At 61.1% G+C, this 7,127-nt stretch carries 6 protein-coding genes and 1 riboswitch; of the genes, 4 read left to right on the top strand and 2 right to left on the bottom strand.

All coding sequences use genetic code 11. The annotated features are described in order from the left end of the window. Window positions 1–213: 213 nt before the first annotated feature. A complete protein-coding gene (hpnI, locus tag DLM46_RS37145) occupies window positions 214–1,437 on the bottom strand; it encodes a bacteriohopanetetrol glucosamine biosynthesis glycosyltransferase HpnI (protein ID WP_115109672.1) in 1,224 nt (407 codons plus the stop codon). A 693-nt stretch (window positions 1,438–2,130) separates the two neighbouring features. Between hpnI and DLM46_RS37140 the strand changes: the two genes are divergently transcribed. Beyond that, window positions 2,131–2,430 carry a hypothetical protein gene (locus DLM46_RS37140; RefSeq protein ID WP_115109670.1) on the top strand — a complete coding sequence of 100 codons (300 nt, stop codon included), beginning with the start codon at window positions 2,131–2,133 and terminating at the stop codon, window positions 2,428–2,430. Between the two features lie 72 nt (window positions 2,431–2,502). Next, window positions 2,503–2,613, bottom strand: a riboswitch (SAM-I-IV-variant riboswitch). Window positions 2,614–2,927: 314 nt separating this feature from the next. Beyond that, on the top strand, window positions 2,928–3,359 hold the full coding sequence (locus DLM46_RS37135; RefSeq protein ID WP_244306523.1) for a hypothetical protein: 432 nt from the start codon (window positions 2,928–2,930) through the stop codon (window positions 3,357–3,359). A gap of 49 nt (window positions 3,360–3,408) precedes the next feature. On the opposite strand, the gene DLM46_RS37130 is transcribed toward DLM46_RS37135, so the two are convergent. Then, a complete protein-coding gene (locus DLM46_RS37130; protein WP_115109666.1) occupies window positions 3,409–4,140 on the bottom strand; it encodes a GntR family transcriptional regulator in 732 nt (243 codons plus the stop codon). Window positions 4,141–4,309: 169 nt separating this feature from the next. On the opposite strand from DLM46_RS37130, the gene DLM46_RS37125 reads away from it, so the two are divergent. Continuing rightward, window positions 4,310–5,680, top strand: coding sequence for a class-II fumarase/aspartase family protein (locus DLM46_RS37125; protein ID WP_115109663.1), 1,371 nt, complete (start codon window positions 4,310–4,312; stop codon window positions 5,678–5,680). 26 nt (window positions 5,681–5,706) lie between these two features. Beyond that, complete coding sequence (locus DLM46_RS37120; RefSeq protein WP_115109661.1) at window positions 5,707–7,119, top strand: cation:dicarboxylate symporter family transporter; 1,413 nt, start codon at window positions 5,707–5,709, stop codon at window positions 7,117–7,119. Window positions 7,120–7,127: the final 8 nt, after the last annotated feature.

Here is a 7,127-nt window from a genome sequence, read left to right as displayed (position 1 = left end):
GCGGGCTGCGCGAGCCACGTCGGATACCAGAACGAGCGGATTTCACGCTTGGCCTGATAGCGCGAACCCGCGCCACCATCGAAACCGTCGTACGACGGCGCCTGCAAGAACAGGGTTTTCATGAATGCTCAGCCTATCAGCTTTGGATGCAAAGATTGAATGTGTGAATGATGCCGAACCGGCCCGATCGCGTGCCGGTTCGTACCTGAATGCCTATCTGCCGTCGGATGCTTTCATGATCCTCGGGCGGGGCCGCGTGACGCGATTATCCACTGGTACGCGCTCGCCGCGCCACATCACGTTCGAGCCGAATGCCGCGGCCAGCCATTGTGCGAGCAGCAGGATATCGCGCAGCGGGACAAGCGGCAGGTCGCGCCAGAAGGAGCGCGAGTGGCGCGCACTGCGCGCATGCAACAGCACGCGCGCCAGCGCGCTCACGATTGTACCGATCACCGTCGCCTTGGCCGCGAGCGGGTGCAAGCCGGCCTCCGCGCCCGTCTGGAAATAAAGCCCAAGCAGCGCGCCGGCGATCAGCCACGGTGTCGTGAACGTGATGAAGAGGCTCGCGAAGCCAAACCGGTTGACTGACCGGATCGTGCGCAACCAGCGTGTTTCGCGCTGCCACAATGTCGCGAACGTGGGTTCGATCACGTCGGTGGCCACCGTCACCTCGGACAGGACCGTGCGAAGGCCCAGTTCGCGGACATGTTCGGCGAGCCAGTAGTCGTCCGCCAGCGAGTCCTTGATTGCCGCGAATCCGCCGATCCGCGCGAGGGTCGCGCAACGCAGCACCAGAGTCGCGCCAAAGCCGAAGCGGCGCGAGCCGCCCGCGTGGGCGACACGTACCGAAGGCGCGAACCATTCGTTGATAAAGAGCGCGCCGACGCGCGGCCAGAAACCGCCGACACCCTGCGCGCGATAAAGGCAGGTCACGACACCCACCTCCGGATCGGCCAGCGGTGCCGACACCGTTGTCAGGTAGTCCGGTTCGACAGCGATGTCGCTATCGGCAATCACGATGATGTCGTGCCGCGCCAGCCCGGCCATATTGATCAGGTTGCTGACCTTGAGGTTGCTGCCGTGCACGCTTGCATTGATCGCAAGCTCGATATCGACCTGCGGATACGCAGCCTGCAAACGCCGAACGACGGCGATCGCTGGATCGTTCGGCGACGACACGCCGAATAAAAGCTGGAAACACGGATGAGTCTGCTGGCAAAACGTCGCGAGGTTTTCATACAGCCGAGGTTCCGCACCGCAGAGCGGCTTCAGCACGCTGACGGCAGGGGCCTGTCCTCGCGTGCTGGTGGGTTCGTCCTCGGTTCGTGCTGTGCGAAACATGGGTGTCGCCAGAGCGGCGAATACGCCGTAAATCATGGCGAAACAACACACAGTCATCAGCAGCCACTGGCAAGCCGACAGCGAAAGGGCCGTCATTGTCCGCTACTCCTGGCAGCCCGCCGCACAGCCGACGGCAAGCGACTCAAGGAGTTTTCATAAGAAACGCAAATCCGCATGGTCTTCGGCTTCGCCTGCATATCTTTTCGTTCGATGTTTTTCGCTTCAGTACGCCGCAACAAGCGGCATGGTTTCAATACTGTAATGTTTGAAATAAAACAAACGGAATTGAAAGCCTGAAGAGGAGTTGATTCACCTTCTCTTATCGGCCTACTTTCCGGTTTCCACCGCGTGATCAGAGGCTCCGCATGAAACCGGGCTTGCGCTCGAACTGCCGCAGCCCGGCCGAAGAGCGGCACTTTCGGGAGCCGCAGATTCTAGCAATGCCCACATCGATTTTGAATGTCCGAACTTGCATTTCATCATTACATTAAACAAAGCCCACTGCGCTCCATTGCCTCGGACGCATCACTGAGCCGCAATACTGACACGAATCAATGGCGGGCGTGAAACGCCATGCGCTGAATTGGCCTCGCCTATATCGACGGGAGCGAGGCATTCGAACACTGTCTCAATAGGCCCAATTGCAGAGGAGAGAATGCACTATCCTTGCCTTGAGTGCCCGGGCGCTCGTGATCCCAGCGAACTGCTCGCGGACGAGGTAACGAGTAGCGGGCGAGGCACTCTCTTCGGCGCTCATCGGCATGCGGACGACTCCACGTTCGGGGGCTGTTGCCGGTTGAACTGATGTTCAAGACGAATCCGGAGTCCTTTATCGAGCCGCAACAGCTGTTCGCGCACGGTTCGGACCCGGAGTTCGCTGGTACCTTGCAAGCTGATTCGCTGATCCAGCAGATCTCCTCTGCGTACTATCGTCCAGTTGGCGACGGAACCTTGCTCCTCTTTTATGCAGTCCAGAATCTGGTCGACGATGTCCAGATCGGGACCGGATACGACGTTCAGGATGTGGGTCAATTGAAAACCCGGCAGGCAGTGTTCGAAATCGTCCTCGGCACCACCGGCGCCGGTTGAGGAAGATGGGTAAGACGTTTCGTGATGCATAGCGACTCCGGAAAGGGATGAATCGAACCGGTGCAAGCTATGCCGCTCCCGCTTCGTTGCCGACCATCGGCCGCATTGCCTTAAAAGAAGGCTTCCACCTTGCCCGGGAGGGGCAGGTTGGCGTCGGTGTGATTCCGACTCTGAATGCAGTTGCCGATAATAGCAAAAAATTGGGCATCCCGTGTTCTGCGCAACGAACGGCTTGATCCAGATTCCGCGCGCCTCGCGCTGTCATGCGATGTCGTACGCTCATGCTCGTGAGTGCGCTCTGGACCGCCGGGAACACCTGATTGCGCTTCTTCCAGCGGACTACGGGAAATTGTAGCGAAAAGCGGGAAACTGCGTTCGCGAATCCGCCAATGATCATTCGCGCGGAATAGCCGATAATTCGCTGGACGTTTTACCCGATTCGTCCTGTACTTCCGATGCAACCCGGTGATCGCGCGAAGTATCGGCGGCTTACCCCTATGTCTATCCCGCACCTCTTTATCTCGCACCTCTTTACGCAGAAGAAGCCTCGCGGCTCCCGGTTCACCGCATCGCGTGTTCTTGTAGCGATTCGCGCGAATGTGAAGCGAAGCTTCCTGTCCTGTTCAGCTGTTGCCCTGATTGCGGCAGGCGTTGCCACTGGGTGTGCGTCGGTGACCGACGTGGTGGCGAGCGACAAACCCGACGTCTACATGGTGACGGCGCAGGCGAGCGGCACGAGCCTGGCATGGGCGCACGCGCACGAGAAGGCGGTGTCGGCGGCGGCCAGCTACTGCAAGCAGAAGGGGATGCAGCCCGCGATCAAATCGGAAGCGACAAGCGGCGTGACCCATCTCGAGCAGCATAGCGCCACGGTATCGTTCGAGTGCCACCCGCAGGCATGGGCTCTCGGTCCCGGCGCTGCGCATTGAGCGCGTGGCGCGCTGAGCATTGAAGGATCGCGTTGCGCTCGCGCGCCTGTCATGTCTCGGAGCGCCTCAATCTCATCGATACGGAAAACCGTTCGGCAGGGTGGATGCTAATCGACACCTCGAATGCGACGCCTGACGAATCGAGGTACCGACGCACAATTTCCAGCGCCGCGGTGCCTGCCTCCACCTGCAACCTCGCGGCCATCTCCGGCGAGACGTTCACCGCCTGCACGTTCTGCTGTATCTCCGCGACGCATCGGCCGTAGCGAGCCTCGATGAGCGAACTGATCAGCGTGTCCGGCTCGGCCCGGGCCGTCTCGGCGATATCGAGGTAAGCCGGGTCGATATAGACATCGGTCCAGCCGACCGGCGGCTGCTTCCTGTCGCGATCGACGCGCAGGCTCGACACGCGCAGCCAGCGCGTACCTTGCTCGCAGCGCAAGACATCGGCGAGCTTGCCGACCGCCGGGATCTCCTCGCTCGACTGCACCACACGCAGGTGCTCGGAGCCGAACTGAACCAGATCGTCTATCGACGCAAGCGAAGCCCGGAAGTCGTTTTTCGGCTGCGCCGACTCGACGCGCGTCCCCGCATTCTTGCGCCGGGACACGAAGCCAAGCTGCTGAAGTTCATGTAGCGCGGCGCGCACGGTGTGCCGGCTGGTCTTGTACTGGTCGCGCAGTTCAAGTTCGGTCGGCAGGTATGACCCAACCGGGAAGCGGCCTGACGCGATGGCTTGGGTCAGCTCGCGTGCGATGTCGGCGAAATGCGGTCTGTTCATCTTCTGTGCAAAACGTTCGTTTCGGGTGCGCCAGGGTTAATCATAGCTTGATCTATATGTTCGAACATATTAACTTCAATATGTCCGGACATATTACCTTAGGTGCGGAGTTTGAACTGTCCCGATTTCAATTCCGCCTTTCCCTTATCGCGCTTTCCCAAAGGTCATCATGACGAGCCGCACGTTTCCCCTTTCCAGCACCGTGGTCGATTCCATCCTTTTTCGCGATGCCTTTGGCACGGCAAAAATGCGCGCGCTGTTTTCCGACTACGCGCTCGTGCAGCGCTATATCGACGTCGAGGTGGCGCTGGCGAAGGCGCAGGCGCGCCTCGGCGTCATTCCGGCCGACGCCGCGGAACTGATCGCGCGGGAGTCGAAGATCGATCGCATCGATTTCGACCACATGCGAGAGGAAACGGACATCGTCGGCTATCCGATCTTGCCGCTCGTGCATCAACTCGTCGGTATGTGCGGGGAGGCGGGTCGCTATGTGCATTGGGGGGCGACAACGCAGGACATCATGGACAGCGCGGTGGCGCTGCAGGTACGCGATGCTCTGGAGTCGGTCGACGGCGACATTCGCGAGCTGCGAGCCATCCTCGCCGGTCTTGCGAGGAAACACCGGGATACGCCGATGGCAGGGCGCACGCATCTGCAGCAGGCGCTGCCGGTCACCTTCGGCTACAAGGCGGCGATCTGGCTTGCGATGTTCGATCGCCATCAGCAGCGGCTTGCGGAACTGCGCGCACGGGTGGCAGTGGTCGAATTCGCCGGGGCCGCAGGCACGCTGGCTTCTTTGGGCGAACAAGGCCTCGCGGTACAGAAGGCACTGGCCGAAGAACTGAACCTCGGCGTGCCGGCCACGACGTGGCACGTTGCGCGCGACGGTTTTGCCGAAGCGGTCAACCTGCTCGCGCTCGTCACCGGCTCGCTCGGCAAGATCGCGCTCGACATCATGATCCTGGCGTCGACGGAGTTCGCCGAAGTGTACGAGCCGTTCGTCAAGGGGCGTGGCGCAAGCAGCACGATGCCGCAAAAACGCAATCCGATTTCCAGCGAACTGATGCTCGCGGCCGCGAAAGCGGTGCGGCAGCATGCCGGTCTGATGGTCGACGCGATGGTTCAGGACTTCGAGCGCGCGACCGGCCCTTGGCACGCCGAGTGGATCGCCATTCCGGAGAGCTTCATCCTGACCTCGGGCGCGCTGCATCAGGCGAAGTTCGCACTCGGCGGGCTGATCGTCGATACCGAACGCATGAAACACAACCTGGGCATCAGCAAAGGGCTCATCGTCGCCGAGGCAGTGATGATGCAAATGGCTCCGTTCACGGGCCGCCAGCAGGCGCACGACATCGTGTATGACGCCTGCCGTACGGTGAACGAGCACGGCGGCACGCTCGCCGAGGCTTTGGCGGCACTGCCCGAGGTGACGCAACACTTCGACCGTGACGCGCTCGATCGCATGACGGACCCCGCGAACTATCTGGGCCTCGCGCCGCAAATGGTCGACCGGGCCATCGAACTGTCTGGCGCGATCTGAACGCAGGACGTGGAGGAGCACACATCATGAATAACGACAGCGCGTCACATAACGAGTCGAGCGCACCGCCGGCGAGGCGGCCCTGGTACCGCAAGCTGGGCATGCAGGTTCTGGTGTCGCTCGTATTGGGCATCGCAGTCGGACTGATCTTTCCGAAATTCGGCGCGCAACTCAAGCTGCTCGGCGATATCTTTCTTGCGCTCATCAAGGCGGGCGTTGCACCGCTGGTGTTTCTCACCATCGTGCACGGCATTGCTTCGGCAGGCGACGTCAGAAGTGCGGGGCGGGTCGGTTGGCGCTCGATCGTCTACTTCGAGGTGGTGTCGACTATCGCACTCGCAGTGGGCCTGCTGGCAGGAAATCTTCTGCAGACCGGCAAGGGCATGACTGCCGTGGCGGCCGGCGCCATGCCCGTCATCGCGGCCAAGGCGGCGCCGCAAGGCTTCAACGAGTTCGTCATGCACCTCGTGCCTGACAACTTCATCGGCGCCTTTGCAAAGGGAGAGCTGCTGCAGGTCGTGGTGCTCGCGGTCATGGTCGGCATCGGCATTCTTGCGATACCCGAAGGCCGGCGCGTGCGGATCAACGCGGGGCTCGATCTGATTTCAGAAGTCCTGTTCTCGTTCATCAACCTGGTGATGAAACTGGCGCCGCTCGGCACTTTCGGCGCCGTTGCTTACGCAGTAGGCAGCAACGGGACCGCCGTCCTCGTTGCGCTCGCTCAGCTCGTGCTGAGTTTCTACGCGGTCATCATCCTGTTCATCGTTGTCGTCATGGGCATCATTGCGAAGCTGGCCGGATTCAGCATGTGGCGATTCATGCGCTACATCAAGGACGAGATACTTATCGTGCTCGGTACGGCTTCGTCGGAAAGCGCGCTGCCGCGCCTGCTGATCAAGCTCGAACGACTCGGCTGCGCGAAGCAGACAGTGGGGCTCGTGCTGCCTACCGGGTACGCGTTCAACCTGGACGGCACATCGATCTTCATGTCGATGGGCGTATTGTTCATCGCTCACGCGTACAACGTGCCGATCACGTTCGAGCACCAGATCGGCTTGTTGCTGCTGATGTTGCTGACCTCCAAAGGAGCCGCGACGGTTTCGGGCGGATCATTCGTGGTATTTGCAGCGACCGTCACGTCGACCGGCATTCTTCCGGTCGAAGGCCTGGCAGTCATCTTCGGTGTCTACCGCTTCATGTCGATGGCGATCGCCACTTGCAACACGATCGGCAACAGCCTTGCAACGGTGGTCGTCGCAAGGTGGTCCGGCACCTTCGACACGCAGATCGCGCAGCGCCACCTCTATCCTGAGCGCTACCCCGACACGGCACGCGCCGACGCGGGGCTCGATGATGGCAACCTGCTTCCCGAAGACACCAACGACGCCAATCCGCACCCTACGGGTATTCCTTTGAAGAAGGCCGGCGCTTCGCATTGAGCGCCGGC

The sequence above is a fragment of the Paraburkholderia lacunae genome (assembly GCF_003353175.1).
Classification (GTDB): Bacteria; Pseudomonadota; Gammaproteobacteria; order Burkholderiales; family Burkholderiaceae; genus Paraburkholderia; species Paraburkholderia lacunae.
Note: the sequence above shows the minus strand (reverse complement) of the source record. Positions and strands in the feature narration are given on the sequence as shown.